Below are 24,297 nucleotides of genomic sequence, written 5' to 3'. Positions count from 1 at the left end.
AGCCGGGAGGGGCGGCGGGCGGCGGCACCTTTCGGAGCGGCGGCACCTTTCGGAAACGCGTGAGCCCGGGACCGCCTGACGCGGTCCCGGGCTCGTCGCCGTCCCCTCAGCCGTGCGGGTGCGTCAGGTCCAGGTCGAGGGCCTCCACCGCGCGGCCGTTCACGGACACCGTCCGGGTCGAGGCCGGGTATCCGCTCGCGACCAGCGAGTACTCGCCCGCGTCCAGATCACCGAAGGCGTACGCGCCGTCCGAGCCGGTGGTCGAGGTGCCCACCACGTTCCCGGCAGCGTCCAGCAGCGTCACGCGCGCGTCGGACAGCGGCCGAAGCTCCGGCCTCGTACGGATCTGTCCCCGAAGGCGGACGCCCGGCCGGAGCGCGATGTCCGGCTGGACGGTGGCGGACTTGGCGGCCCGCGCCGCGACGGCGGTGGGCCGGAACCCCTCCGCGGTCACGGAGATCGTGATCTCGCCCTCGGCGATGTCCCCGAAGACATAGCTCCCCGAGGCATCGGTGAGGCCGGTCGCCAGGACGTCGCCGCGGGCGTCCGTCACCGTGACGACGGCGTGGGCGAGGGGGAGTCCGTCGTCGGCGCCGACGACCTTGCCGGTCATGCTGCCCGCGCCCGACAGCAGGATGTCGTGCTCGGTCGGGCGGCCGTCGAGGACGAGGTTCGTCGCGTGCGGGTGGTGGCCGTCCGCCGTCGTGATCAGCACATGGGCGCCGGGGCCGGGAACGGGCACACGGTACTGCCCGTCCGCCCCGGCGACGGCGCGCGCGAGCTGCCGGCCCGTGGGCGAGATGAGGGTGAGCACGGCACCTGCCAGGCCCACGCCCGACGCGTCGCGCACGGTGCCGGAGAGGGCGGGCTCGTGCGCGTCCACCGCTTCGACCGGCTCGGGTGCGGGTGCCGTCCGGGGCGTCGGCTTCGGCCGCCGCAGCAGCACCACACCGACCAGCGCCGCGAGCACGGCCAGCGAACCGGCCACGATCAGGCACAGCTGCATCCCGTCGAGGAACGACTCGGACAGCGCGCCGAGCGCCCGCCCCCGGTCCGCCCCGAGGTCCAGCTGCGCCACCGCCCCGAGCCCCTGCGCCTCGGCCGCACCGACGATCCGCTCCGCCGCGTTCCCGGTGACCCCGGCATCGGCCAGGTGCCCGGACAGCGCCCCCGTGGACTTCGACGTCAGCAGTGCGCCGAGGATCGCCGGACCGAGCGCGCCGCCCACCTGCCGCAGCGCGTTGTTGCCCGCCGCGGCCATGCCCGCCAGGTGGTGCGGCACGGAGGAGACGGCGGTCGCCGTCATCGGGGTGACGACGAGACCCATGCCGAGCCCGAGCAGGGCAAGACGCCAGGCCATCGGGCCGAACGAGGTGTCGGCGGTCAGCGACGTCAGCGAGAACAGCGCGCCCGCCGCGCACAGCAGGCCGACGCTGATCAGCACGCGCGGCGAGATCCGGTGCATCACGCGCCCGGCCACCGGGCCGACGAAGAAGCACACCCCGGTCACCATCAGCAGCCGGTACCCGGCGTCGAGGGTGTCGAGCTGCTGCACCATCCCGAAGTAGAGGCTCAGCACGAAGAAGAACCCGATGAGCCCCATGAAGGTGATCATCGCGATCAGGCTCGTCGCGCTGAATCCCGCGCTGCGGAAGAGCTTCAGGTCGAGCATCGGACTGGCGCTGCGCCGCTCGAAGACGACGAAGGCGATCAGGCCGACCACGGCGAGCGCCAGCGCCACCAGCACGCGGGTGTCCGTGAAGGATCCCGCGCCGCCCTCGATCACCCCGTACACGAGCGCCGTGATGGCGACCGTGGCGGTGATCTGCCCCGGCCAGTCGAGCGCCCGGGCGTGCGGGGAGCGGGAGTCCGTCACCAGCCGGGCGGCGACCGCCATGGCTAGCAGCGCCACGGGTATGGACGGCAGATAGATCCAGCGCCAGTCCGTGTGGGCCAGGATCACGCCCGAGATCAGCGGACCGACCGCCAGCGCCGCCATCAGGGACGACGCCCACAGGCCGACGAACTTGCCGCGTTCACGCGGGTCGGGCACCGCCTGGCTGATCATCGCAAGCGTCGTCGGCAGCAGCGCTGCCGCGCCGATCCCGGCCAGTGCCTGACCGGTCCACACCACCTCGACCGACTGCGCGCACAGCGCCGTCGCGGCGCCGACGGCGGTGAACGCCAGTCCCGCCTGGAACACCTTCTTGCGCCCGTGCACATCGCCGAACACGCCCGCCGTGAGGATGAGCGCCGCCATCGGCAGGACGAACGCGTCGGACACCCAGGACAGCTCGGATGTGGACGCGCCCAGCGCGCGCTGGATCGCCGGAAGACTCACCGATACGGAGGTCACCGGCAGATAGGCGACGAACACCCCGACACAGGCCATGACGAGGGTGACGGCCCGCCGCTCCTGTGTTCCGTTCGCCGTTGTCGCCACGTTCACGAAGACCCTCTCCTGCGGCGCAGGGCGCCGCGTTCGACTTACCGACCTGGTGCACCTTCCGTCCTCGGGCGGCATCGAGGCCAGCCAGGGTCCGCGAACCCCGGAAAACCGATGCCGGGGTGCCCGGATTCACGGATTTCCGACAAGGGCCGGGGCATGCGCGCGTACGAGAACGGCCCCCGGCGACGTATCGCCGGGGGCCGTTCTCGTAGGCCGTGTGGTGCGGGTCAGCCCGCCACCGCGTCCGGTTCGGGCGCCGCCTGCGCGGACTCGCCGGTGAGCCGGGTGACCGCGTCCTGCATGTGCGCGTCGAGGAGCGTGAGGAGGCGCTCCTCGTCCTCGTCGCGCATCGCCTCGATCAGCTCCGCGTGCTCCTCGACCAGCGCGTCCGGATCGGGGTGGTCGTCGGTGAGGACCGACAGGCACATCCGCGTCTCCACGAACAGGGTCTGCGCGATGCGCTGCAGCCGCGGGCTGCCGGACTCCTCGACGAGCACCTGGTGGAAGTCCATGTCGGCGGCGCTCAGCGCCGCGTCGTTGCCACGCCGCGCCGCCGACTGCATCCGGCGGTGCGCCTTCTCCAGGTGGTTCGCGGTGGTCTGCGGGTCGTGCTGCAGGACGAGGCGGCAGGCCGCGGACTCCATGGCGGTGCGCGCCAGGTAGATGTCGCGCACGTCGTCCTCGTCGAGGCGGGTCACGAAGACGCCGCGATGCGGTGCGCTGACGGCGATGCCCTGCTGCACGAGGCGTTGCAGCGCCTCGCGCAGCGGGCCCCGGCTCACGCCGAGCTGACCCGCCAGCTCGGCCTCGCCCAGCTGGGTGCCGGGCGCCAGGGTGCCGTCCATGATCGCTTCGGTGAGCTGGGCGGCGATGATCGTCGCCGCGGGTTCACGCTTGACCGGTCGCAGTGTCTTCGCAGTGGCCATATTCAGTTCGGTCCTCTAATCGGCGCGGCCGCTGCTTCAGGCGGTCGCGGGGGTCGGGGCATGGGAGGTGCGGGAGAGCCGGAACAGCGAGCCGAGGCCCTCGCGCGGCGTCTCGTCTCCCGCGAGCCGCAGGCCTTCCCAGGCGGTGACCTGGTTGGCCGTCAGGACGGGCTTGCCGACGGCCTCCTCGAGATCGTCCAGCCAGGCGGCGCTGTGCAGCGCCGTGTCCGGCAGCAGGATCGCCTCGGCGTCGGGGTGGTCGTTGTCCCGCGCCAGTTCGATGACCTGCTCGCGGCCCAGCGTGCCGACCTCGGCGGCGGTGATGATGCCCTGCCCCGACACCGAGACGACCTCTGCGCCGTGGTGCTCCAGGAACCGGACGAAGTAGCCCGCCACGTCGTCCGGGTACGTCGCGGCGATGGCCAGGCGGCGCACGCCGAGCGCCTGCACGGCGTGGGCGAAGGCGAAGGACGTGGAGGAGGCCCGCTCGACCGGAAGGCCGGCCGCCTCGGCGAGTTCCGCGACCTGCTTGCGGGCGCCGTCGGGGCCGAAGATGAAGCTGGCGCTGGTGCACGCCCAGACCACCACGTCCTGCGGCTGGGCGAGCAGCTCACCGAGCGACGCCTTGAGACGGTGCGTGGAACCCATCTCCAGGAGGTCGTCCACCCGGTGCGCGTCCACGCCGATGTCCGTGTGGACGAGCGTGAGCCGGGCGCCGCCGCCGATCATCCGCTCGAGGCGCGGGTAGTCGTCCTCTGCGGAGTAACCGGGGTACAGGAACCCGACTCGGGTGGTCTTCTCGCTCATACGTCTGACGTCCTTTCGTGCAGGCAGTGTACCGGGAATCCGGTCAAATGTAGATTGTTGACAGTACGAAGAGCGGCAGCGCCACGGGTGTGGCGCTGCTCAGGGGCTCAGGGGCTTAGGGGCCCAGGGGTTCAGCCGAGGTCGAGCTCCGCGGTCGGCTCGTCCGGGGGAGCGGCCGCCGTCGGCTCGGGTGCGGAGATCTGCTCCCAGTCGGCGGCCTCCCGTACGACGGCCGCCGCGGCGGCGGGCGGCGAAGGAGTGCTGCCCCGCCCCAGGTAGGGCGCGAGCGCCGCGCGGGCCGCCGGGTCGATCAGCGACTGGTAGTCACCCGCCGCGCGGGCGCCCGCGTGCCGCAGCGCGGCCCACATCGTGACCTGGTTCGCGGAGATCACCGGGATCCTGAGCTCCGCCTCCAACTGCGGGATCACGTCGTACGTGGCCAGGTTGGTGCAGCTGATGAAGAGGCAGTCCGCGTGCGTCAGGTCCGCCGAGCGGGCCAGTTCCACCACGTTGCGGTAGCCGACCTTCCAGATCTCCCCGGTCAGGCCCATGTACTGGCGCCCGACCACGTCCACGTCCGCCTCGCCCAGGAAGTCGGCGAGCGCGTCCGTCAGGGACGCCGTGTACGGCGTGATGACGCTGACCCGGCGCGCTCCCAACTCGCCGAGGGCCTCCAGGAGCGCCCCGGACGTGGTCACGGACGGCGAGCCGCCGCCCGCGCCGCTCATGGACACGCACATCGCGCGTTCGTGCGCGATGCCGCCGACGAAGCTGCCGGATGTGCAGGCGTACGCGAAGGACGCGGGCTGTACCGCGTCGAGCGCCATGACGGCGTTGTGCAGGGTCTCGTGCTCGCTGATCAAGCGAGCCATGTCCACGCTGACCTCCACGGGAACGTACGGGGTGCGGGTCAGGTGGAGGGAGATCTCCTCGGGGGTCCAACGCCACAGTTCGCGGTCGAGCGCGAAGTCGAACGGGGCGACAACGCCGATGCCGCGCTGCGGGACGGGTCCGCCGAAGGTCGTGATGTCCAATGCAGTGCCCCTTCGTGGCTGCACGCGTACGCGATGCGCAACGTACGCCTGAGGTGGACGTGTGATGGCAGGTGGTGCGGAGGGGAGCGGTGTTTTGCCGAGCGGGCCACGGGTAGCAGAGTGAGCCCGCGGTTCGCATGTAGATTGTTGACAACGTAAAGATCGGCTGCTTAGCGTGTCAATCCCCTACGGGGGGTGGCTCGTTCGTCGCGGTGAAAGCCTCGGTAAAGAGCCGGGGAATTCAGCCCAGGGGATGGCCCTTCCCCAGCCCCTACGGGGCTTCGTCCCTCCATGGTCAACCCTCGTCCCGCACCTCGCATACCGTCCGCTCCAACCGTCGCCGCATCCGTCGGGCGACCCGAAGGACCGCCGTGCCGAAGACCGAGAAATCCCGCGTCCTGGTGCTCGCCGACCACCGGCCGAACGGCCTGGAGGAAGTGGCCGCCCACGCCGAGCTCGTCTGCATCCCGGAGGACCGGCTCGCCGCGGAACTCCCGCACGCCGACGCGCTGTTGGTGTGGGAGTTCGGCACCGACGCGCTGCCCGGCGCCTGGCCCGAACGGGGCGGACCGCGCTGGGTGCACACCGCGAGCGCCGGAGTCGACCGGCTGATGTTCCCCGCCCTGCGCGACTCCGAAGCGATCCTGACCAATTCGCGCGGCGTCTTCGAACAGCCCATCGCCGAGTACGTCGCGGGACAGATCATCGCCCTCGCGAAGGACTTCGCCGGCACCTACGACCGCCAGCGCGAACACGTCTGGCGGCACCGGGTCACCCAGCGGGTCTGGGGGACCCGCGCCGTCGTGCTCGGCGGCGGACCCATCGGCCGGGCGGTCGTCCGCACCCTGCGCGCGCTCGGCATCGAGACCGACCTGGTCGGACGCACCCGCAGGGAGGGCGACCCCGAGGTCGGCACGGTGCACGCCTTCGACGAGCTCGACGGGCTGCTCGCGCGCGCCGACTGGGTGGTCTGCGCGGCGCCGCTGACCGAGCAGACGCAGGACCTGTTCGACGCGGCCACCTTCGCCCGTATGAAGCGCGGCGCCCGCTTCGTCAACGTGGGGCGCGGCCCCATGGTCGTCGAGAAGGACCTCCTCGCGGCCCTCGAAGAGGGCCAGCTGGGTGGCGCGGCGCTCGACGTGTTCCGCGAGGAACCGCTGCCCGCCGACAACCCGCTGTGGGACGCCCCGAACCTCCTGGTCTCCCCGCACATGTCGGCCGACACCGACACCTGGCTCGACGACCTCGCCGAGGTCTTCGCCGACAACTTCACGCGCTGGCGCGCGGGCCGCCCACTGCGCAACGTCGTGGACAAGGAACTCGGTTACGTACCGGTCGCGGACGCCCCGCAGGCCGCAGCAGAGGAGGGCCCCCGATGACCAGCACGACCAGCACGACCAGTGCGACCGCCGCGGCCGGTACGAGCACCCCGGCTCCCCAGGAGCCGTACGCGCTGACCGCCACCGAACTGCTCGCCGCCTACGAGAGCGGCGACCTGTCCCCGGTCGAGGCCACCGTCTCCGTCCTCGACCGCATCGAGGCCGTCGACAGCAAGCTCAACGCGTTCTGTCTGGTCGACCGCGACGAGGCTCTGGCGCAGGCGAGGGCGAGCCAGGAGCGCAGGCGGCGCGGCGAGGCCCTCGGCCTCCTCGACGGCGTGCCGACGTCCATCAAGGACCTGATGCTCACCAAGGGTCACCCCACGCTGCGCGGCTCGCTGACCATCGCGGCCGACCGGGAGTGGAACGAGGACGCGCCGTGCGTCGCCCGGATGCGGGAACAGGGCGCCGTGTTCGTCGGCAAGACGACGACGCCGGAGTTCGGCTGGAAGGGCGTCACCGACAACCCGCTGACCGGCGTCACCCGCAACCCGTGGGACCCGTCGACCACGGCAGGCGGCTCATCGGGCGGCAGTGCGTCGGCCGTCGCCGCGGGCATGGCCCCGCTGTCCATCGGCACCGACGGCGGCGGCTCCGTGCGGATCCCGGCGGCGTTCTGCGGCATCTTCGGCATGAAGCCCACGTACGGGCGGATCCCGCTCTACCCGGCCAGCCCGTTCGGCACGCTGGCGCACGCGGGGCCCATGACTCGCACCGTGGAGGACGCGGCCCTCCTGATGGACGTCGTCACGGGCTTCGACAGCCGCGACTGGTCGGCCCTCGAAGCGCCGCGCGGCAGTTACCGGGCCGCCGTCGCCGAGGCCCTCGCCGACGGCTCCCTGCGCGGGCTGCGCATCGCCTACGCCCCGACCCTCGCGGGCGCCTACGTAGAGCCCCAGGTCGCCGAGCGCGTGGCGGCGGTGGCTCGTCTCCTGGCCGACCTCGGGGCCGACGTCGAAGAGGCCGACCCCGGCTTCGCCGACCCCGTCGAGGCGTACCACACGCTGTGGTTCTCGGGTGCGGCGAAGGTCGTCGAGCACCTGGGCACCGAGCAGTTCGCGAGCCTCGACGCCGGGCTCCAGGAAGCGGTCCGCGAGGGCGCCACGAAGAGCGCGCTCGACTACCTGGGCGCCGTCGACACGCGCATGGCGCTCGGCGTGCGCATGGGCCGCTTCCACGAGACGTACGACCTGCTGCTCACGCCCGCCGTGCCGATCGCCGCGTTCGAGGCGGGCGTCGAGGTGCCGGCAGGCAGCGGGCACAAGCGGTGGACCGGCTGGACCCCCTTCACGTACCCCTTCAACCTCACGCAGCAGCCCGCCTCCACGGTGCCCTGCGGCGTCACGAGCGCGGGCCTGCCGGTGGGCGCGCAGCTGGTCGCCGCGCGCCACGGCGACGAACTGGTGCTGCGCGCGTCGGCGGTGCTGCACGCGGCGCTGCGCGGGTCCGGGGTGGTGGGCACGGCGCCGGTCGGCTGAGACGAGCCCTGGCACACACCGTCAGGACGGTGTCTCCGCCGGGCCCTTGGACTGGCCCTTGGCCTGGTCCTTGGACTGGCCCTTGGACTCCAGGCGGCCCAACGGGTGGGTGGCCTCGGCGAGTTCGGCCCGGGCCGCCGCCCAGTCGGAGTCGCCGAGGCCGAGCGCGTGGCGGAGGTAGGCCGTCGTGACGTGCTGGACCAGGGCGACGCGCGCCGGGTTCTCGTCGGTCGTCTCCGCGACCTCGTACCCGGAGATGCCGCCGAGGAAGTGCTCGGCCCCGAACAGCGTGAGCAGGCTCTTGTCGCCGGGGCCGAGCGTGTAGGGGTCCGTTGTCCACTCCGGGCCCCGCACGGTCAGCGGCAGTTCGTCCTTGTCTCCCGCGACGACCAGCGCGGGAGTGGTCATCCGCGTGAAGTCGGGGTGCCGCAGCCAGGGGAGGCGCTCGGCGGCGTAGGGCGTCAGGGAGTCGCCGCCGCTCCCGGCCGTGGCCAGCAGCACGCCCGCCCGGACGCGTGGATCGGACAGGTCCTCGGCCACCCCGGTCTCCGGATCGCCGACCCGCAGCCCGAGCAGCATGCCCGCGGTCTGCCCGCCGAAGGAGTGCCCTGCCACGGCGATACGTTCCCGGTCCACGCGGCCCCGCAGACCGGGAACGGCCGCTTCGAGCACGTCCAGGTGGTCGAGCACGACCCTCATGTCCTCGACGCGGTGCCGCCAGATCCGGGGCCTGCGCGGATCGTTCGCCGCGAGGCCGAGCGTCCGGGAGTCGAGATGGGTGGGCTGGACGGTGACGAAGCCGTGCGCGGCCCAGTGGTCGGCCAGCGGACCGTAGCCCTCCAGCGACGAGCCGAACCCGTGCGCGAGGAGCACGACCGGCAGGCCCCGCCCGTTCACCGGCGCGGTGACGCGTACGCGCAGGCCACCGTCGTGGTGCGGCGCCGGCAGCACGATCGGCTTGACGGAGACGATCGGGGAGGGCGGGGTGTCGGAGGAGCGCGAGATGTCCAAGGTGTCCATGCGCGTACGCTAAAACCTGACGTTGACGTCAGAGGCAAGCCCTGGCGTCGGACCGGACAGGATCGGACAGGGAGGCGCACGGTGCGTATCGGAGAGCTCGCCACCAAGGCCGGTGTCAGCGTCCGGGCGCTGCGCTACTACGAAGAGCACGAGCTGCTCGCCGCGGACCGCAGCCCCAGCGGGCAACGGCTGTACGCGCAGGAGGCGGTCGACCGGGTCCGGCTGATCCAGCAGCTCTACGCCGCCGGCCTGTCGAGCCGCACCATCGTCGAGCTCCTGCCGAGCGTCGTCGACGGTAACGCCACCCCCGAACTGCTCGACCGGCTGTCGGTGGAGCGGGACCACATCGACAACAAGATCGCCGAACTCGCCGACGCCCGGGAACGCCTCGACTCCGTCATCGGCGGAGCCACGGAGAACCTGCGCACCGGCCGGTCCTGCCGCGTGTCGGCGCCGTAGTGTGGCCCCGTGATCCTGCCTGCGATCCGCGACCCCCGCTTCATCACGCTGCGCCGCGGAGGGACGCTCACGGACGACGACCATCACCTCCTGGCCCTGTGGGCGGCCGACTGCGCCGAGCACGTACTGCCGCTGTTCGAGGCGGTGGAGCCCCTCGACCGGCGTCCGCGTGAGGCGATCGAACAGGTCAGGACGTGGACGCGCGGCGAGATCAGGATGTCCGACTCCCGCTCGGCGGGCGGCCACGCGATGGCCGCGGCGCGCGTGCTCACCGGGCCGGCCCGGCACGCGGCGTTCGCCGCAGGACAGGCCGCCGTGGTCGCGCACGTCGCCGCGCACGAACTGGGCGCCGCCGCCTACGCGATCAAGGCGGTGCGCGCGGCGGCACCCAAGTCCGAAGCCGAGGACGCGGGTCGGGACGAGTGCCAGTGGCAGCGGGACCGGCTCCCCGACGCCATCCGCGCACTCGTTCTGGACGATCAGCGGCTGCGCAACGACATCTGCTGGTCGGTCTTCGACTGCTGACGTCGCATCAGCAGCAGCTGTGCACCGCGTGCTCCGGACGGTGCCACCAGTACCGTTCGAGGACGGGCCCTTGCGGCACGTCCTCGTTCTCGTCCTCGGCGGAGGCGGTGCGCCGCACCGACGACGCGGTCGCCGCACCGTCCGAACCCTCCGCCGCGACCAGGTCGGACACCTCGTGCACCACGCCCCCGGCGACCACCGTACGGACCGCCGCCGCGGCGGTGACGTCCTTCAGCGGATCGCCCTCGACCAGCACCAGATCGGCCAACTTGCCCGGCTCGATCGTGCCCAGACGGTCCGTCATCCCCAGCGTGCGGGCGCCCTCCGCGGTCGCCGCGCGCAGGGCGTCGGCGGGGGAGATCCCGTAGCGGACCATGGCCTGCACATTGAGGTGGTAGTAGACCGCCGGAGGCACCAGGGGGCTGTCCGTGCCGACATGGACGTGCGCCCCGCCCTCGATCAGGCGCCGCACGGTCTCCCCGTGCCGGGCGACGAATCCCAGTTCGGCCGTGGGCTCCTCGGCCTGCGCGGCCCGAACACCGTCGCGGAACTCGTCGTACGACGCCGTGGGCAGCAGCGCCTTCAGGCGCGCGTCGTCCAGGGCCCACCCGGCGTGCCGGTACAGCGCCGCGCGCACCGACGACAGGCCGAGCCCGGAAAGGCCCAGCGTCGGGGTGAACGCCATGCCGGACGCGATCAGCGGGGCCGTGACGTCGTCGTAGGAGTGACCGAGGTGGGTCTCCTTCTGGCGGCGGCCGTAGCGGCTGGTGCCGCCCACGTGCTCGGCGCCGTCGGCCCCGAGCGCCAGCGGCCCGAACAGGTAGTGCGAGGTGGCGGGCAGGCCGAGCCTGTGGGCGCCGGCGATGGCCTCCGCCTGCATGTCGTACGGCAGCCTGACGTACGTCTTGACCAGGTCGTGCCCGAGCGCCTCGTGCTTGTCCAGCTCGCGCCGCAGCTGCTCGCGGTCCGTCACCGGCCGGGCGGACGAGTAGTACACCCGGGAGCCGTCGATCAGCTCCCCGGCCGTGAAGACCCGCGGCCCCACCCGCCGACCGGACTCCACGGCCTCCTTCGCCTCCACCAGGTGGTAGTGGCCGCTGCCGGGCGAACGCACCGAGGTGATCCCGAACGCCAGCCACAGCCGCGACGTCGCGTCCAGTTCCCACGGCCCGTGCTCGTGCGCGGCGATCATGCCGGGTATCGCGGTCAGTTCACCCGCCTTCACGACCTTGTCCCCGGCACGGACGGCCGTCGTCCCGGCCGCTTGGACCTCGGCGATGCGGTCGCCGTCGAGGACGATCTCGACGTCGCGACGGAGCCGGGACCCGGTGCCGTCCCACAGCGCGCCCACGCGCACCACCGTGCGCCCGGTCGGCTTCGCCGGACGCCACGTCAGGTCCAGCGGGACCGCGGCGCCGCGTCCGCCGCGCGCGTCCGCGATCCGCAGCCGCCCCGCGGACAGGTAGAGCAACGAGCGTGAATCGCCGCTGAACGAGGGGAAGTCGGCGCTCTCGCCATTGACAGTGCGGGCCTTGCCCGCGGGCAACCCGGCCGCGTCCACCGGCACCACGCGCAGGGTGCCGTCCACGACGCAGGCCAGGTGCTTGCCGTCGGGGGAGTACACCGGGCCCGCGTACTCCCGGTTGGCCAGCGAGGAACCGGGGACCGGGTCGCTGTATCGCGCCTCTCCGGTGGCGAGTTCGACGGTGAGGACGCGGTTGTGGCCCTCCCTGAAACGCGGGGTGACGGGTGCGAGGGCCGCCAGCGAGACACGGCTGCCGTCGGGGGTGAAGGAGGGGCGGCCGGGCGAATTGAGCGGCCCGACGACCTTGCGGACGGCGCCACTTGCCACGTTGACGGTGTGCACGCTGGAGTCGGCGACGAAGGCCACGGCCGATCCGTCGTGGCAGTACGCGGGCAGCGTCGCCCCGCCCACGTCGGTCAGTCGGCGGGTGGCGCCGTCGGCAAGGGTGCACCGCCACAGTTCCTGCGTGCCGGAGCGGTCGCTGACGTACACGAGGGAGTCCCCGTCGGGCGACCAGGCGGGCGAGGTGTTGTGGTGTCCGTCGGAGACCACCGCTTCTGGCCGGCCGCCGCGGCGCATCACCCAGATGTCGCCGAGCGCGGCGAACGCCACGCGCTCGCCGTCCGGGGCGAGTTCGGGGCCGACGACGCCGCGGACGGGCCGGGCGGCCGTGGAGTCGAAGTCCCTGGGAGCGGGGCGCTCCTCGACGGTGGGAACCTGCACGTCGGCCCTGAACGGGATGTCCTTCACCGCATCGGAGCCGAGCGCGCGGCGGCGGATCCTTCCGTCCGCCGTGTACAGCAGCTCGTCCCCGCCGATCCAGCGCACCGGCAGCGGGAAGACGTCCTCGTCCGCGCCGGAGACCACGTAGCCGTCCACGACCACGGAGGTTCCGGCGCTGGTCAGGTGCACATAGGCGAGACGTCCGCCGTCGGGGGAGAGGGAAGGGCCCGCGACGAAGCCGGAGTCCACCTTCGCCAGGACCTTGCGGCTGCCGTCGGCCCCGACCCGCTCGATCGCCTGCGGAGCGCTGTCCTTGCCGGACGTGAACACGATGGCCTTGCCGTCGGGGGCCCAGGCGGGCTGCGCCTCCTGCGCGCTGCCCTCGGTCCAGACCCGGCGCTCGCCGCCATCGGCGGACAGCACGTGCACGGCGTAGCGGCCGCCGGTCTCGACGGCGCAGGCGATGCGCGTGCCGTCGGGGGACCAACAGGGCTCGCGGTGATCGTCGCTGCCGTCCGTGAGTTGACGCAGGCCGCGCCCGTCGGAGCCGACGACCCACAGCTGGAAGGCGCCGTCGGTGTAGGCCGAGAACACGACGTGCCGGCCGTCGGGGGAGTAGTCCGGCTCGACGGCCTCCAGCGCGCCACCCGTGAGCCGCGCGGCAGCGCCGCCCTCGGCCGGCACCGTCCACAACGTATTGAGCAGGTCGAACACGACGGTGGTGCCATCCGGCGACAGCGCGGCGGAGCCGTTCGTCATCTCGGTCACCGTGACCGCCGCGCGTCTCCCCGCGGCCGCCGCACCCGGCGCATCCGCTGCGGACGCGACCGCGCCGCCCGTACCGACCAGCGCGGTCCCGGCGGCGACGAGGCCGCTCCGCTTGACGAAAGTGCGGCGTGTGAGGGCCACGGTCGACCAACCTCCCGAAGATCAGCAACAGTTGACCGGAGGCTATGCACACCGCGCGTCACAGCGTCCGCACAGGCGGTAGATGTGACGTGAAAGTAATGCGGTGCCGCCCGCGCTCCGTGCGCCTGAGCGCCTGGCTCCGAAAACCCTTCCGTCCAGCGGAAGGCCTGGTGACCCGGCAGGATGACTGCGGCACAATACGGCGCCCATGAGCCACCGTCAGTCGGGCCCTCCGCACCTCGCCAACCTCGACCTCAACCTGCTCGTGACGCTCCGTGCGCTGCTGCGCGAGCGGAACGTCACCCGCGCCGCCCGGCACCTGGGCGTCACCCAGCCCGCCGTCAGCGCCACGCTGTCCCGGCTGCGCCGGCACTTCGGGGACGAGCTGCTCGTGCGGGTCCAGGGCGCCTACGTACTGTCGCCGCTCGCCGCGCAGTTGGCGGGGCAGGCCGAGGCGGTGTGCGCGGCCGCCGAGCGGCTGTTCGCCACCGGCCGCGCCTTCGATCCGGCCAGTACGGAACGGGAGTTCACGCTGCTCATGGCCGACTACCCGGCGAGCGTCCTGGGTCCCGCGCTGTCCCGTCTCTTCGACCGCGAGGCACCGCACGCGGCGCTGCATCTGCAGCTCGTCAGGGAGACCATCGGCAGCGGCGCCGGAGAGACCATCCGGCTCGTCGACGGCATGGTCTCGCCGCCGCTCGGCCACTTCCGCACGCCGGGCGTGGCCTCCGTCCCGCTCTTCACCGACCGCTGGGTCTGCCTCGTCTCGGCGTGCAACCCGCTGTGCGAGGCCGCGTCGTTCGGCATCGAGGACCTGGCGCGGCAGCCGTGGGTCGTGCCGTACCACCGCGACGACGGCTACCCATCGGCCGCCCCGGCGACCCGGCAGCTGGCCGCCCTGGGCATCCGGCCGCGCATCGCCGTCCGCGTGGAGAGCTACCGCGCCGTACCCGACTTCGTCGCGGGCACCCGGCGGGTGGCCCTCGTGCCCGAACGCCTAGCCGCGCCCCTGACCTCCGCGCACGGGCTGCGCACCCTCGACTGCCCGGTCCCGCTCGACGCGTTGGACGAACACCTGTGGTGGGACGCGAGCCACGACGAGGACCCGGCACACAGCTGGCTGCGCGACCTCGTGGTCAGGGCGGCCGTCGGCATCGCACCATAAACGCCGTTGATGGCGGCCAGTCGAACGCTCTATTGACCTGGGCATTCCCCCCGGCGACGGGTGCTCCCTACGGTGCGCAGGAGCGGTGGGAACCACACACCCGCACACCCGCACCCCCTCGCACCGGGAGACCTCCATGCCCCATGCCCTGACCGAGCTGAAGGTCCACACCGTGACCAAGCCCGCGGGCGCCGCACGACACGAACTCGACGCCGACGTCTGCGTGGTCGGGGCAGGCGTCGCAGGCATCTCGGCCGCCATCGAGAGCGCCCGCCTCGGCCGCGACGTCGTCCTCGTCGACAGCCTGCCCGTCCTCGGCGGACAGATGGTCAACTCCCTGATCGGCCTGTTCTGCGGGGTGTACGGCAACGGCCCGGACTACCGGCAGCTCACCCACGGAATCTTCGACGGCATCTTCGCCGACCTGGGCGCCTCCGGCGATCTGCACCGCAACCGCAGCCACACCATGACCGTCAGCTACGACGAGGTGGCCCTCGGCCGGTGGGTGGAACGGCGCATCCGTGAACTCGGCGTCCGCGTCGTCCTCGGCGCCTCCCTCACCGGCGTCGAGCGCGACGACCGGCGCATCAACGCCGCCTCCTTCGCGACCCGTTACGGCTCCGTACGCGTCACCGCCCCCGGCTTCGTCGACGCCTCCGGCGACGCGGCCCTCGCCTGGGAGGCCGGGCTGCCCTGCCGGGTGCCGGAGCGTACGATCTACGGCTCGCAGCAGATCGTCTTGGAGCACCTGGACGAGGAGCACAAGCCGGGCCGCGAGGAACTCGCCGAACGGGTCCACGGCCAGGCCACCGAGTGGGGCCTGATCCGCCGCGACGGCCTCGCGTTCTTCTTCCCCGGCCGGGGCACCGCCGTACTCAACATGACCCACGTCCCCGCCCCGCTCGACCCGGTCGAGGCATCGTCCGCCCAGCTCGACGGCCGCGAACAGGCCGACCGCGTGGTCGAGTTCCTGCGCGCCGAGTTCCCCAAGGCGTTCGGCGAGGCCAAGGTCCGCTCGTACGGCTTCCCCGGGCGGCGGCAGACCCGCTGGATCAAGGGCGTCCACCAGCTGTCCCTGGAGGAGGTCCGCGCCGGGACCCGCTTCGACGACGCCGTCGCCCGCACCGCCTGGCCCGTCGAACTGCACGACCGCGCCGACGGATACGTGTGGGAGACCTTCGGCCCCGACCACGTCCACTACGTGCCGCTGCGCGCCCTGCTCTCCCCCGACTGCGACAACCTCGCCGCCGCCGGGCGCTGCGCCGACGGCGACGCCGCCGCGCTGTCCAGCGTCCGCGTCATGGGCCCCTGCGCGGCGATGGGCGCGGGCGCCGCGCACGCCCTGGACCTCGCAGGGCCCGACGGCAGCGTGCACGCCATCGACCTCGCGGAGCTGCGCGCCCGCCTTGCCGCCAACGTCGACGACTGAGGGAGCCCGCTCATGACCGACCTCCGCAGCAACTACACCGTAGGAACGTCCCCGTGGGCCGTCCGCAGGGCCCAGTGGCGGGCCCTGGGCCTCACCGACGAGGACATGGCCAAGCCGAAGATCGCCATCGTCAACTCCTCGTCCCAGCTCGCCACGTGCTACAGCCACCTCGACGACATCGCCGCTGTCGCGAAGAAGGCCATCGCCGAGGCCGGCGGCATCGGCTTCGAGATCCGGACCGTCGCCCCCAGCGACTTCATCCACAGCGCGGGCGGCCGCGGCGGCTACATCCTCTCCGCCCGCGACCTGATCAGCCACGACATCGAAGCGGCCGTCGAGGGCGCCCAGCTCGACGGCATGCTCACCCTCGCCTCCTGCGACAAGACCGCCCCCGGACAGCTGATGGCGGCGGCCAGGCTCGACCTGCCGACCGTCGTCGTCGGCTGCGGCTACCAGCCCTGCGGCACCTTCGCCGGGCGCCACTGCGACATCGAGGACGTCTTCCTCGGCGCAGGACACCACGCCCAGGGGCGCATCACCCTCGACGAGCTGACCGGCATGAGCGAGAACGCCGTGGCCGGGCCCGGCGTCTGCGCCGGCATGGGCACCGCCAACTCCATGCACATCGCCTGCGAGGCCCTCGGCATGGCACTCCCGGGCTCCACGCCCGTACTCGCTAACAGCCCGAAGATGTGGGACGACGTGCGGGCCGCGGGCAGCCGGATCGTCGACCTCGTACGGCAGGACCTGCGACCGCGCGCCCTGCTCACCCCCGAGGCCTTCGAGAACGCGGTCACCGCCATGCTCTCCGTCAGCGCCTCCATCAACTCCGTCAAACACCTCCAGGCGGTCGCCGAAGAGGCGCAATGCGGCGTCGACGTCTACGGACTGTACGAACGCCTCGCCGACCGGGTGCCGCTCCTCGCCGCCGTACGGCCCAACGGCCCCGTCCCCATCGAGGAGTTCGAGGCGGCGGGCGGCGCGGCCGGACTGCTGTGGCAGCTGCGCGACCTCCTGCACACCGAGGCCCGCACCGTCACCGGACGCACCCTCGGCGAGGACCTGGACGGGCGGCAGCCCGCCGACCCCGAGGTGATCCGCCCGCTCACCCGGCCGCACGGCCGCCGCCCCACGATCGTCCTGGTCCGCGGCTCCCTCGCCCCCGCCACCGGCATCGTCAAACTCGCCGTCGACGAGGAACGCCCGCCGTCGTTCACCGGCCCCGCCAAGGTCTACGACACCCCGCAGGGCGCCCTCGACGGGCTCAAGGCCGGCGACGTGCGGCCCGGTCAGGTGCTGGTGCTGCGCGGCCTCGGGCCCACCGGCACCCCCGGTATGGGCATGGCCTCCCGGCCCGTCTTCGCGCTCGACGGCGCCGGGCTCACCGGCCAGGTCGCCGTCGTCACCGACGGGCAGCTCTCCGGCCTCGTCAACAAGGGCATCGTCGTCGGCGAGGTGTCCCCGGAGGCCGCGGCCGGCGGCCCGTTGGCCCTGGTCCGTGACGGCGACACCATCTCCGTCGACCTCACCACCCGCCGCGCCGACCTCCTCGTACCGGACGAGGAACTGGCCGCCCGCACCCCCGTCACCGCGTACGCGGACGGCGGGCGCGGTTGGCTGTCCGTCTACCGCCGCACGGTCCGCCCCCTGCAACAGGGCGCGGTCACGCTCGAGGAAGGAACCACGCGCGCGTGAAGCTCAACGACACCGACAAGGCCCTGCTCGACGGCGCCGAGGGCCCCGCCGCCGCGGCCGCCATGGACCTCCTGGTCCGCTACGGCCGCGCCCTGGACGCCGAGGAGCTGTGCGACGTGCGCAACGTCGCCGGCACCATGACCCAGCCCTCGCCCGCCAAGGCCCGCCTCGTCGAGGAGGGCGGCTGGAACAGGGCGTACGCCGTGCTCAACCTCGACAGCGACGGGGACTTCGCCGTCCCCGACATGAAGGTGCCCACCTGCCAGCTCCAGCACGGCTTCGGCCCCGACGCGCAGGGCACCGCGCCCTACCCGAAGGAACTCGTCGAACTGCAGACGGACGCCGAGGCCTTCTACAGCAGCAAGGGCGTCAGCATCCTCGCCACCTGCACGCCGTACCAGGTCGGCAACATCCCCGTACGCGGCGAGCACGTGGCCTGGATGGAGTCCTCCGCGGTCGTCTACGCCAACTCCGTGCTCGGCGCCCGCACCAACTGCGAGGGCGCCGCCTCCACCGGCGCCGCCTCGCTCACAGGACGCATCCCCTGCTGGGGCAACCACCGCGCCGAGAACCGCCACGGCACCCACCACATCGACGCCCGCACCCCGATCGCCGGGGCGCTCGACTGGGGCATGCTCGGCTACTTCGCGGGCGGCCTCGTCCAGGAGGAACGCCCGGTCGTCACAGGCGAGTTGGCCCTCCCGGACCCGCTGGACCTCAAGCACTTCGGAGCGGCCGCCGCCTCCTCCGGCGGCGTCGAGATCTACCACCTCCCGGGCATCACCCCCGAAGCCCCCGACCTGCGGACGGCCTTCGGCGGGCGCGCCGTGCCCGAGGCCGTGCCGTACGGGGAGCGCGAGCGCCGTGCCGTGTACGAGGACCTCAACTCCCAGGGCGATCGCACCGACGTCGACTTCGTCCTCCTCGGCTGCCCGCACGCCTCGCTCGACCAGGTCCGCGACACCGCCCGGCTCCTGGAGGGGCGACGGCTGCACTCCTCCACGCAACTGTGGCTGATGGTGCCGCGCGCCCTGCGGACCGTCGCCGACCGCAACGGCTGGACGCAGACCATCGAACGCGCGGGCGCCCGCGTCCTCACCGACTCCTGCCCGGCGATGTCGCGCTCCGCGCCGCTCGGCACCCGCGTCTTCGCCACCGACTCGGCGAAACAGGCCCACTACCTGCCCGCGATCCTCGGCATCGAGGCCTGGTTCGGCACGCTCGCCGACTGCGTCGACGCCGCCGTCACCGGCACCTGGAAGGGAGAGCTGCGATGAGCGGGTCGAGCATCGTCCTGCACGGCAGGACCGTCGTCCCCGGCGTCGTGGAGGGCGAGGCGCTGGTGTCGCCCGAGACGATCTCCGGCTGGGGCGGCATCGACCCGGCCCGCGGCGTCGTGATCGAACGCAGGCACGCGCTGCACGAGGTGTCGTTCGCCGGGAAGATCCTCGTCTTTCCCGGCGCCAAGGGCTCCTCCGGCTGGTCGGGCTTCTTCCAGGCCACACGGCTCGCGGGAACCGCGCCCCTCGGCATGATCTACACGACGACGACCAGCAAGGCCGCGCTCGGCGCCGTTGTCACGCGCGTCCCCACCGTGACCGATCTGGACCGGGATCCCCTCGCCGTCATCCGCACCGGCGACCGTGTCCGCATCGACGCCGAGCACGGCACCGTCACGGTCCACCCCGCCGCACCACCGTCCCCCGAGGAGACCCCGTGAGAGCCTCACCACCGGTCGTGGAACTGGCCCCGGTCATCGAGCGCCAGCACGCGAGCCGCCGCTGGCTGCTGATGTACGCCGTCTGCTTCGTGATCACGTTCCTCGACGGGTTCGACTTCCAGATCCTGTCGTTCGCCGCCACCTACATCCGCAAGGACTTCGACCTCACCGGGACCCAACTGGGCACCCTGGGCACGGTCGGCCTCTTCGGCACCATGATCGGCGCGCTGATCATGGGATACCTGGCGGACCGGATGGGTCGGCGCCCCACCATCACGATCTCCGTCGCGGGCTTCGGCATCTTCATGATCGCCTTCGCGTTCGCGGACACGTACGGGCACCTGTTCCTGCTGCGTTTCGTCTCCGGTCTCTTCCTCGGCGGCGTCCTCCCGCTGACCTGGGCCCTGGCGGCCGAGTTCGCGCCGAAGCGGTTCCGGGTGACGTCCGTCGCGATCATCATGGTCGGCTACACCCTCGGCGGGGCCGCCGGTGGACCGGTCTCCAACTGGCTGATCCCGGACCACGGTTGGCGCACGGTGTTCGTCGTCGGCGGCGTCTGCTCCCTGCTCACCCTGGCCGGTGTGCTGACGCTGGTGCCCGAGTCGGTGCGGTTCCTGGCGCTGAAGTCCCGCCCCGGCAGCGACGAGCGCATCGCGCGCATCCTCGTCCGCTTCCAGCCGGGCCTGTCCTTCGAGCCCGGGACCCGCTTCACCGCCGAGGCCCCGGGACAGGCGTTCGCGGGCAAGCGGTTCACCCCCGCGCAGCTCTTCCGCGGCCACCTCGCCGCCATCACGCCCCTGTTGTGGCTGGTCTATCTGCTGTCGTCCGCGCTGATCTACTTCCTGGTCTTCTGGACGCCGATGATCAACGAGCAGATGGGCTTCAGCGTCAGCGCGGCCGCCACCATCGCCGCCCTGGCCAGCGTCGCCGGCGCCGTCGGACAGCTGTTCATCAGCCGGTTCGTCGACAAGAAGGGCGCGGGCACGATCCTGTGGATGCCGCTCGCCGCCGTCGTCTGCATGCTGGTCCTCGGCAGCGGCGTACTCGCACCTGCCATTTACGTCGGCTTCGTCATCGGCGCGAAGATGTTCGTCAACGGCGGGCACGGCGGCATCACCAGCATCGCGGGCACCTTCTACCCGACCGAGATCCGCGCCAACGGCGCCGGTTGGGCGTCCTCGGTCGCCAAGGCCGGTGCCATGCTGGGCCCCTGGCTCGGCGGCGTCATCCTCGACGCCGGCCTCGGGGCGCAGGGCGCGTTCAGCATCTTCGCGATCTGCCCGGCGGTGATGGTCCTGGTGCTGTTCGTACTCGGCCGGGTGCAGCGCAGGATGCCGGCCGACGCGGAGGGCGCGCTGAGCGGTGCGGTGGACGCGGTGCCCGTCGCCCCGGTCACCCCTTCGTCGCGGGCGGGTTCGTCCCCGGCCTGAGCGCGGCGGAACGGTGAAGGGGCGGGCCGGAGCACCGGCCCGCCCCTTTCGCCACTGTCCAGGCACTCACTCCGCGCGCTTGAACTGCAGCGACTCCCCGACGGCGCCGGTCCGCCACAGGTCCTGACAGGCCTCGGCGAGCCGGTCCAGGCCCTCGACGACCGTGCCCCAGACGATGCCGGGGACCCAGCCCTGGTCACCGTTGATCAGGAGGTTGTTGCGCTCGTAGAACAGGGCGAGGTCGACGACGATGTCGCGCTCCGCGTGCGCGGCCTGGTTGCCCTGCTGCTCGGCGGCGGCCTCGTAGCCGTAGGAGGCCGTGCTCATCTGGGTGTTGGAGAACGTGAAGTAGCACAGGTCGCCCGGGATCGGCGTGATCGTCGGGTTCTCCAGCGGGGGCTCCTGCGGGGCGAAGGCCTGCACGAGGGTGTAGATCTCGTTGCGCGCGTACTTCGCGTGGTAGACGTCGCTGCCCAGCGGCAGGGCGTTCCAGATCGCCTCGCAGGTGATCGGGGCACGGTCGTCGAGCAGCTTGGCGGTGGCGGTGACGCCGCGCTTGGGCAGGGAGACCTCGATGAAACGGTCCATGGGTGCAGTCGCTCCGGTCTGGTCGATGATCAACGTACGTGGAAGGTAAGCCGGTTGGGGTCCGCCTGTCAGCCGAGCGGCATCGCCAGGTAGCGCGTCTCCAGGAACTCGTCGATGCCCACCCGGCCGCCCTCGCGGCCGAGGCCCGAGGCCTTGACGCCGCCGAACGGGGCGGCCGGGTTGGAGACGACACCCTTGTTGAGGCCGACCATGCCGGTCTCCAGGCGCTCGGAGAGCCGGAAGGCGCGCTCCAGGTTCTCCGTGAACAGGTACGAGACCAGGCCGTACTCGGTGTCGTTGGCCGCAGCGACGACCTCGTCCTCGTCGGTGAACGTGAGGATCGGGGCCACGGGTCCGAAGATCTCCTGGCTCATCAGGGCTGAGTCGGGGGAGACGCCGGTGAGGACGGTCGGGGTGTAGAAGTAGCCCTCGCCCTCCGCGCGTTCGCCACCGGTGAGGACCTTCGCGCCGCGCACGACGGCGTCGGCGACCAGCTCCTCGACCTTGCCGCGGCCGTCCTCGTCGATGAGCGGGCCGACCGTGACGCCGCCCTCGGTGCCGCGTCCGACGGCGAGCGAGGCCATCCGCGCGGAGAGCTTCTCGGAGAACTCGGCGGCGACGGACTCGTGCACGTACAGGCGGTTCGCGGCCGTGCACGCCTCGCCGATGTTGCGCATCTTGGCGGCCATGGCGCCCTCGACGGCCTTGTCGATGTCGGCGTCCTCGCACACGATGAACGGCGCGTTGCCGCCCAGCTCCAACGACACCCGCAGCACGTGCTCGGCGCTCTGCTCGATGAGCAGGCGGCCCACCGCGGTGGAACCCGTGAAGGACAGCTTGCGGATCGTGCCGCCGCGCAGCAGCGGCTCGACGACCTCGCCGGGGCGGGACGTGGTGAGCACGTTCAGGACGCCTGCGGGCACGCCCGCCTCGGTCATGATCTCGGCGAGCTTGAGCATCGTCAGCGGCGTCTGCTCGGCGGGCTTCACGATCATCGTGCAGCCCGCCGCGATCGCCGGGCCGATCTTGCGGGTGCCCATGGCGAGCGGGAAGTTCCACGGCGTGATCAGAAGGACCGGGCCGACGGGGCGCTTCATCACGACGAAGCGGTCCTTGCCGTCGGGGGAGGCCTGGTAGCCGCCCTCGATGCGGACGGCCTCCTCGGCGAACCAGCGGAAGAACTCGGCGGCGTACGCCACCTCGCCGCGCGCCTCCGCGATCGGCTTGCCCATTTCGAGTGTCATCAAGAGAGCGAGCTCGTCCTGGCGCTGCATGAGGAGTTCGTAGCCGCGGCGCAGGATCTCGCTGCGCTCGCGCGGCGCGGTGGCCGCCCAGGACTCCTGCGCGGCGGCCGCGGCTTCGGCGGCGGCGCGCGCGTCCTCGGCGCCCGCGTCGGCGACGGTGCGCAGCTCACGAGCGAGAGAGGGGTCCTCGACGCCGAAGGTCGCGCCGGTGGCGGCCGGGCGCCACCCGCCTCCGATGAAAAGGCCGTCGGGCACGGACGCCACGACGGCCTGCTCCTGCTGTGTCTGCTGCTCGGTAGGTGCGCTCACTTCGACTCCCGGATCAGTTTGAGTACTCCCGGCCCGACCTACTCGTGGACAGCCGCGGAATTGCATGCTTGCATGAGTGTAGGTTGTTGACAATCCTACGACGCAGCCCGATGTTGATCTACAAGGAGCCGTCCATGAGTGCCTTGTCCCCCGTCCTCAAGCAGGCCACCCCCGTCCTGGCCGAACGCGGCGAGGGCGTCCATCTCTACGACGAGTCCGGCCAAGCCCACCTGGACTTCACCGCCGGCATCGGCGTGACGTCCACCGGGCACTGCCACCCGAAGGTGGTCGCCGCCGCCCAGGAGCAGGTCGGCAAGCTCATCCACGGCCAGTACACGACGGTGATGCACAAGCCGCTGCGCACGCTCAGCGAGCGCCTGGGCGAGGTGCTGCCGAACGGACTGGACTCGCTCTTCTTCGTCAACTCTGGTTCGGAGGCCGTCGAGGCCGCGATGCGCCTCGCCAAGCAGGCCACCGGTCGGCCCAACATCGTCGCCTTCCAGGGTGGCTTCCACGGCCGTACGCTGGCCGCCGCGTCGATGACCACGTCGGCCACCAAGTTCCGCTCCGGGTACGGCCCGCTGATGTCGGGCGTCGCGCTCGCGCCGTTCCCCAACTGCTTCTACTACGGCTGGGACGAGGAGACCGCGACCAAGTTCGCGCTGCGCGAGCTGGACCAGCTGCTCGCCACCGTCACCACGCCCGCCGACACCGCCGCGTTCATCGTGGAGCCGGTCCTCGGCGAGGGCGGCTACGTTCCCGCCAACACGGCCTTCCTGCGCGGCCTGCGCGAGCGCGCCGACCGGCACGGCATCCTGCTCATCATCGACGAGGTGCAGACCGGGTTCGGGCGCACCGGCAAGTTCTGGGGCCACGACCACTTCGACGGCAAGCCCGACATCATCGTCACCGCCAAGGGTCTGGCCAGCGGCTTCCCGCTGTCCGCGATCGCCGCGTCCAAGGAACTGATGGCGCGGGCATGGCCCGGCTCGCAGGGCGGCACGTACGGCGGGAACGCGGTGGCGTGCGCCGCCGCCATCGCCACCCTCGACGTCATCCAGGAGGAGAAGCTCGTCGAGAACTCCGCCGAGCGCGGCGAGCAGCTCTTCGCCGGGCTGCGCGAGGTCGCCGAGTCCTACCCGGTCGGTGGTCAGGGCGGCATCGGTGACGTCCGCGGCCTCGGCCTGATGGCGGGCATCGAGTTCGTCACCGGCGACGGCTCCCCGGACGGCGCCACCGCCGCCCGCGTGCACGCCGCCGCGTCCGAGCGCCGGCTGCTGCTGCTCACCTGCGGGACGCAGGGCCAGGTCGTCCGGATGATCCCGCCGCTCGTCGTGAACGGCGAGGAGATCGACGAGGGCCTGCGACTGTGGCGCGAGTCGGTCGCGGCGGTCCTCGGCTGACACCTCCGGTGGGAACCGGGGCGGCGTTCCGACGCCGCCCCGAGCGCCCTCGTCGCCCCGGCCGGCCGTCGCCGCGCCGG

General features: G+C 72.3%; 19 protein-coding genes. 11 read left to right on the top strand and 8 right to left on the bottom strand.

Translation table 11 applies throughout. The features are described 5' to 3' along the window. Positions 1–106: 106 nt before the first annotated feature. The 4 genes from OKJ99_RS09690 to OKJ99_RS09675 all read right to left on the bottom strand — a co-directional run bounded on the left by OKJ99_RS09690 (position 107) and on the right by OKJ99_RS09675 (position 5,216). The gene (locus OKJ99_RS09690) at positions 107–2,449 is read right to left on the bottom strand and encodes an MFS transporter (RefSeq protein WP_326015452.1); all 2,343 of its coding nucleotides are present in this window, start codon (positions 2,447–2,449) and stop codon (positions 107–109) included. A gap of 227 nt (positions 2,450–2,676) precedes the next feature. Next, on the bottom strand, positions 2,677–3,375 hold the full coding sequence (locus OKJ99_RS09685; RefSeq protein ID WP_326015451.1) for a GntR family transcriptional regulator: 699 nt from the start codon (positions 3,373–3,375) through the stop codon (positions 2,677–2,679). Between the two features lie 36 nt (positions 3,376–3,411). Beyond that, a complete protein-coding gene (locus OKJ99_RS09680) occupies positions 3,412–4,182 on the bottom strand; it encodes a maleate cis-trans isomerase family protein (RefSeq protein WP_326015450.1) in 771 nt (256 codons plus the stop codon). Between the two features lie 131 nt (positions 4,183–4,313). Continuing rightward, positions 4,314–5,216 (bottom strand): maleate cis-trans isomerase family protein, encoded by a 903-nt coding sequence (locus tag OKJ99_RS09675; protein ID WP_326015449.1) that lies wholly within the window; start codon positions 5,214–5,216, stop codon positions 4,314–4,316. Between the two features lie 371 nt (positions 5,217–5,587). On the opposite strand from OKJ99_RS09675, the gene OKJ99_RS09670 reads away from it, so the two are divergent. Then, a complete protein-coding gene (locus OKJ99_RS09670) occupies positions 5,588–6,595 on the top strand; it encodes a D-2-hydroxyacid dehydrogenase (RefSeq protein WP_326015448.1) in 1,008 nt (335 codons plus the stop codon). After that, entirely contained in the window at positions 6,592–8,073 is a 1,482-nt protein-coding gene (locus OKJ99_RS09665; protein WP_326015447.1) for an amidase, read from the top strand. Before OKJ99_RS09670 ends, OKJ99_RS09665 begins: the two co-directional genes overlap by 4 nt. A 21-nt stretch (positions 8,074–8,094) precedes the next feature. Here OKJ99_RS09665 and OKJ99_RS09660 read toward each other — a convergent pair whose 3' ends face one another. After that, positions 8,095–9,093: an alpha/beta hydrolase family protein gene (locus tag OKJ99_RS09660; RefSeq protein ID WP_326015446.1), complete on the bottom strand. Its 999-nt coding sequence runs from the start codon at positions 9,091–9,093 to the stop codon at positions 8,095–8,097. An 81-nt stretch (positions 9,094–9,174) separates the two neighbouring features. Here OKJ99_RS09660 and OKJ99_RS09655 point away from each other — a divergent pair, with 81 nt between their 5' ends. Both OKJ99_RS09655 and OKJ99_RS09650 read left to right on the top strand, forming a co-directional pair. Continuing rightward, on the top strand, positions 9,175–9,552 hold the full coding sequence (locus tag OKJ99_RS09655) for a MerR family transcriptional regulator (RefSeq protein ID WP_326015445.1): 378 nt from the start codon (positions 9,175–9,177) through the stop codon (positions 9,550–9,552). A 9-nt stretch (positions 9,553–9,561) separates the two neighbouring features. Continuing rightward, positions 9,562–10,077, top strand: coding sequence for a putative immunity protein (locus OKJ99_RS09650; RefSeq protein ID WP_326015444.1), 516 nt, complete (start codon positions 9,562–9,564; stop codon positions 10,075–10,077). A 7-nt stretch (positions 10,078–10,084) separates the two neighbouring features. On the opposite strand, the gene OKJ99_RS09645 is transcribed toward OKJ99_RS09650, so the two are convergent. Beyond that, on the bottom strand, positions 10,085–13,234 hold the full coding sequence (locus OKJ99_RS09645) for an amidohydrolase family protein (protein WP_326015443.1): 3,150 nt from the start codon (positions 13,232–13,234) through the stop codon (positions 10,085–10,087). Positions 13,235–13,442: 208 nt separating this feature from the next. On the opposite strand from OKJ99_RS09645, the gene OKJ99_RS09640 reads away from it, so the two are divergent. The 6 genes from OKJ99_RS09640 to OKJ99_RS09615 all read left to right on the top strand — a co-directional run bounded on the left by OKJ99_RS09640 (position 13,443) and on the right by OKJ99_RS09615 (position 20,673). Beyond that, a complete protein-coding gene (locus tag OKJ99_RS09640) occupies positions 13,443–14,399 on the top strand; it encodes a LysR family transcriptional regulator (RefSeq protein ID WP_326015442.1) in 957 nt (318 codons plus the stop codon). A gap of 136 nt (positions 14,400–14,535) precedes the next feature. Next, on the top strand, positions 14,536–15,828 hold the full coding sequence (locus OKJ99_RS09635) for an FAD-dependent oxidoreductase (RefSeq protein WP_326015441.1): 1,293 nt from the start codon (positions 14,536–14,538) through the stop codon (positions 15,826–15,828). A 12-nt stretch (positions 15,829–15,840) separates the two neighbouring features. Then, positions 15,841–17,523, top strand: a complete 1,683-nt coding sequence (gene ilvD / locus OKJ99_RS09630) for a dihydroxy-acid dehydratase (protein WP_326015440.1) — start codon at positions 15,841–15,843, stop codon at positions 17,521–17,523. Continuing rightward, the gene (locus tag OKJ99_RS09625) at positions 17,520–18,800 is read left to right on the top strand and encodes an aconitase X catalytic domain-containing protein (RefSeq protein ID WP_326015439.1); all 1,281 of its coding nucleotides are present in this window, start codon (positions 17,520–17,522) and stop codon (positions 18,798–18,800) included. Before ilvD ends, OKJ99_RS09625 begins: the two co-directional genes overlap by 4 nt. Further along, positions 18,797–19,243 (top strand): aconitase X swivel domain-containing protein, encoded by a 447-nt coding sequence (locus tag OKJ99_RS09620; protein WP_326015438.1) that lies wholly within the window; start codon positions 18,797–18,799, stop codon positions 19,241–19,243. Before OKJ99_RS09625 ends, OKJ99_RS09620 begins: the two co-directional genes overlap by 4 nt. After that, positions 19,240–20,673 carry an MFS transporter gene (locus tag OKJ99_RS09615; RefSeq protein ID WP_326015437.1) on the top strand — a complete coding sequence of 478 codons (1,434 nt, stop codon included), beginning with the start codon at positions 19,240–19,242 and terminating at the stop codon, positions 20,671–20,673. Before OKJ99_RS09620 ends, OKJ99_RS09615 begins: the two co-directional genes overlap by 4 nt. Positions 20,674–20,739: 66 nt before the next feature. Here OKJ99_RS09615 and OKJ99_RS09610 read toward each other — a convergent pair whose 3' ends face one another. Next, positions 20,740–21,261, bottom strand: coding sequence for a DUF3830 family protein (locus OKJ99_RS09610; protein ID WP_326015436.1), 522 nt, complete (start codon positions 21,259–21,261; stop codon positions 20,740–20,742). Positions 21,262–21,329: 68 nt separating this feature from the next. Then, the gene (locus tag OKJ99_RS09605; protein WP_407700666.1) at positions 21,330–22,814 is read right to left on the bottom strand and encodes an NAD-dependent succinate-semialdehyde dehydrogenase; all 1,485 of its coding nucleotides are present in this window, start codon (positions 22,812–22,814) and stop codon (positions 21,330–21,332) included. A gap of 134 nt (positions 22,815–22,948) precedes the next feature. On the opposite strand from OKJ99_RS09605, the gene OKJ99_RS09600 reads away from it, so the two are divergent. Continuing rightward, positions 22,949–24,217: an aspartate aminotransferase family protein gene (locus tag OKJ99_RS09600; RefSeq protein ID WP_326015435.1), complete on the top strand. Its 1,269-nt coding sequence runs from the start codon at positions 22,949–22,951 to the stop codon at positions 24,215–24,217. The last annotated feature ends 80 nt before the right edge of the window (positions 24,218–24,297 follow it).

Source organism: Streptomyces endophyticus, assembly GCF_035798155.1.
GTDB lineage: Bacteria > Actinomycetota > Actinomycetes > Streptomycetales > Streptomycetaceae > Streptomyces > Streptomyces endophyticus.
The sequence above is the reverse complement of the archived record's forward strand: the minus strand, read 5'-3'. Positions and strand labels throughout refer to the sequence as shown.

Excerpts from the sequence above, each read along its gene's own strand:
- OKJ99_RS09685 (WP_326015451.1), bottom strand. The coding sequence starts at position 3,375 with ATGGCCACTGCGAAGACACTGCGACCGGTCAAGCGTGAACCCGCGGCG.
- OKJ99_RS09680 (WP_326015450.1), bottom strand. The coding sequence starts at position 4,182 with ATGAGCGAGAAGACCACCCGAGTCGGGTTCCTGTACCCCGGTTACTCC.
- OKJ99_RS09665 (WP_326015447.1), top strand. The coding sequence starts at position 6,592 with ATGACCAGCACGACCAGCACGACCAGTGCGACCGCCGCGGCCGGTACG.
- OKJ99_RS09660 (WP_326015446.1), bottom strand. The coding sequence starts at position 9,093 with ATGGACACCTTGGACATCTCGCGCTCCTCCGACACCCCGCCCTCCCCG.
- OKJ99_RS09640 (WP_326015442.1), top strand. The coding sequence starts at position 13,443 with ATGAGCCACCGTCAGTCGGGCCCTCCGCACCTCGCCAACCTCGACCTC.
- OKJ99_RS09635 (WP_326015441.1), top strand. The coding sequence starts at position 14,536 with ATGCCCCATGCCCTGACCGAGCTGAAGGTCCACACCGTGACCAAGCCC.
- ilvD (WP_326015440.1), top strand. The coding sequence starts at position 15,841 with ATGACCGACCTCCGCAGCAACTACACCGTAGGAACGTCCCCGTGGGCC.
- OKJ99_RS09620 (WP_326015438.1), top strand. The coding sequence starts at position 18,797 with ATGAGCGGGTCGAGCATCGTCCTGCACGGCAGGACCGTCGTCCCCGGC.
- OKJ99_RS09610 (WP_326015436.1), bottom strand. The coding sequence starts at position 21,261 with ATGGACCGTTTCATCGAGGTCTCCCTGCCCAAGCGCGGCGTCACCGCC.
- OKJ99_RS09600 (WP_326015435.1), top strand. The coding sequence starts at position 22,949 with ATGAGTGCCTTGTCCCCCGTCCTCAAGCAGGCCACCCCCGTCCTGGCC.